Source organism: Mesorhizobium sp. Root552, from assembly GCF_001427285.1.
In the GTDB taxonomy this organism is placed as follows: Bacteria; Pseudomonadota; Alphaproteobacteria; order Rhizobiales; family Rhizobiaceae; genus Mesorhizobium.
Genome location: NZ_LMFV01000026.1, coordinates 17,689 through 20,013, shown reverse-complemented (window position 1 = coordinate 20,013; position 2,325 = coordinate 17,689). Strand labels below are relative to the sequence as shown.

Annotated in this window: 1 protein-coding gene and 2 pseudogenes; 1 reads left to right on the top strand and 2 read right to left on the bottom strand. The window is 65.2% G+C overall.

The window, feature by feature from the left end:
- Both ASD50_RS13030 and ASD50_RS24280 read right to left on the bottom strand, forming a co-directional pair.
- Positions 1–182: pseudogene (locus tag ASD50_RS13030) on the bottom strand (hypothetical protein); the annotation flags it as partial.
- Between the two features lie 395 nt (positions 183–577).
- Complete coding sequence (locus ASD50_RS24280) at positions 578–2,212, bottom strand: molybdopterin cofactor-binding domain-containing protein (protein WP_162252019.1); 1,635 nt, start codon at positions 2,210–2,212, stop codon at positions 578–580.
- Positions 2,213–2,221: 9 nt separating this feature from the next.
- Between ASD50_RS24280 and ASD50_RS24275 the strand changes: the two are divergent.
- Positions 2,222–2,325: pseudogene (locus ASD50_RS24275) on the top strand (Tn3 family transposase); the annotation flags it as partial.

Genomic DNA, 2,325 nt, shown 5'->3' with positions numbered 1-2,325 from the left:
GCTCGCGCCGCGTCGCGCGAGCCGATATAGACGGTCAGCCGCGCGCGGGCGCAGGCGATGGCGAGCCCCCCGCCCAGATCGCCCGTTCCGCCGATGACGGCGACGCTTTGCGCTTCGTTCACAGTGGTGTCCTTTCGCTGGAGGGAGGGCTGGTCTCGGCCATTCTTCTGTTTTGTACTCATGAAGCTCACAACTCGGGATTTTCTCCGCGCGGTCCGTCTGGAAGCAATACTCCATTGCCTTGTAACCGATCTGAGTGACCTTCAGGCTGATGTTATCGCAGCGAAGCTCCACAGACGGGCTGCCGGATGAGCCCGATGCCTGTCCCTGACGCGATGTGTTGGCTTCCATCTGGTCGACCATCAGCCTTGTTTCCCAATGCCTTTCCGCGCCTCAGACCGGATCCTAGACAACGGCAAACCCCGCCAGGTTCGGTTGATACGCCACACGACAAGCATATCGACCGGGCTCCGAACGAGCCAGCACGGCGGCGCTCAGCGCTCCGGTGCGTCATAGAATCCGATCGGCACCGTGATGCCGGCTTGTCTGGCAGGCGTGGCCATGCCCTGCTACCTGCTCATTCCCCATTTGCCTGTCGGATGAGGCTATAGACAACAGCAGGGCGTAACGGGATTTGGTTCAAATTGGCACCGATCTGCGAAAGTGCGTCGGCAACAGCGTTGGCTATTGCTGGAACGGCACCTATGACGCCGCTCTCCCCCACCCCCTTGAACCCGCCGACGGCATCGATCGTCGGCGTTTCGATATGATCGATCCGGATATCGGGAATGTCCAGCGAGGTCGGCAGCATGTATTCGAGCAGGTTGGCATTGAGCATCTGGCCGCTGGAATCGTAGACGAACTCCTCCATCAGGGCCTCGCCGATGCCCTGGGCGACGCCGCCGTGGATCTGCCCCTCGACGATCATCGGATTGATGACGCGCCCGCAATCGTGGACGACGACATAATCCTCGACGGCCACGCGCCCGTCCTGCGGATCGACGGCGACGCGCGCGATGTGCACGGCGTTGGCGATGGTGACCATCGGCGGGTCGTAGATGTCCGTCGCCTCCAGCCCGTACTCCTCGCCCTGCGGCAGGCTCTGATGCCCGATGGCGTAGGCGGTCCGCGCCAGCGTCTCGATCGACACCCGCGTCTCGGGCTCGTCGGCCACCCAGGCGACGCCGTTGCGCAGAACGATGTCGGACGGCGAAACGCCGAGGCTGAAGGCGGCGAGGCGGCGCAGCTTCTCGGCGACCTTGGCGCCCGCGCGGATGACCGCTCCGCCCGCCGTGATGGCGCTGCGGCTGGCCACGGTGTTGGTGCCGTAGGGCACGAGGGCCGTGTCGCCTTCGACGACGGTGACGTCCTCCATGCGGACGCCGACCTGGTCGGCGACCAGCTGGGCGAAGGTGGTGAGATGCCCCTGCCCCGCCGAGGCCTGGCTGATGAAGGCGCTTACGCCGCCCGTGGGCTCGACCCGGATCGTGGCGCTGTCATAGCCGGGAAGCCGGGACAGTCCCCTGGCGCGCCAGCCGCGAACGCCCGTGCCGGTCGACTCCGTGAAATTGCAGATGCCGACGCCGCGATACTTCCCGTCCGGGTCGAGCCTGCCGCTCCTAGCCTGCAGGCGGTCGTAGTCCGCCATTTCCAGCGCGCGCTCCAGGCAGGCATGGTAGCTGCCGGTGTCGTACCGGACGCCGACGGCATTGTTCCACGGAAACTCGTCGTCGCGGATCAGGTTGCGGCGGCGGACTTCCGCCGGGCTGATCCCGAGCTTGCGCCCGATCCGGTCCATCACGCCCTCGATGGCGAAGAAGCATGTCGGCTGCGACACGCCGCGATAGGCGCCGGCGGGCCCCGTATTCGTCATGACCGAACGGGTCTTGTAGGCGTAGTTCCTTATCCGGTAGGGACCGGGCAGCATCCGCGCGCCGCCGGTCGCCTCGAGCGTGGTGCCGAACGGAAAGCAGGTGTAGGCGCCGGCATTGGCAAGCATGTCCAGCCGGACGGCATGGATGACGCCGTCGCGATCGTAGGCGACGTCGAGATCGTAGACATGGTTTCGCGAGTGGATGTTGTTCAGCAGCTCCTCGCTGCGATCCTGAACCCATTTCACGGCGCGGCCCAGATGGCGCGCGAGGGCCACGACCACCGGCTCCTCGGGGTAGATGTTCGCCTTGGTGCCGAACCCGCCGCCGACTTCGGGCACCACCACGCGCAGCTTCGCGCGTCCGGTCTTAACCTCGTCGTCAACGCCATCATCCTGTGGAACACTGTCTATCTCAGCCGTGCTGTCGATTATATCAGCAGTCAGGGTATTAT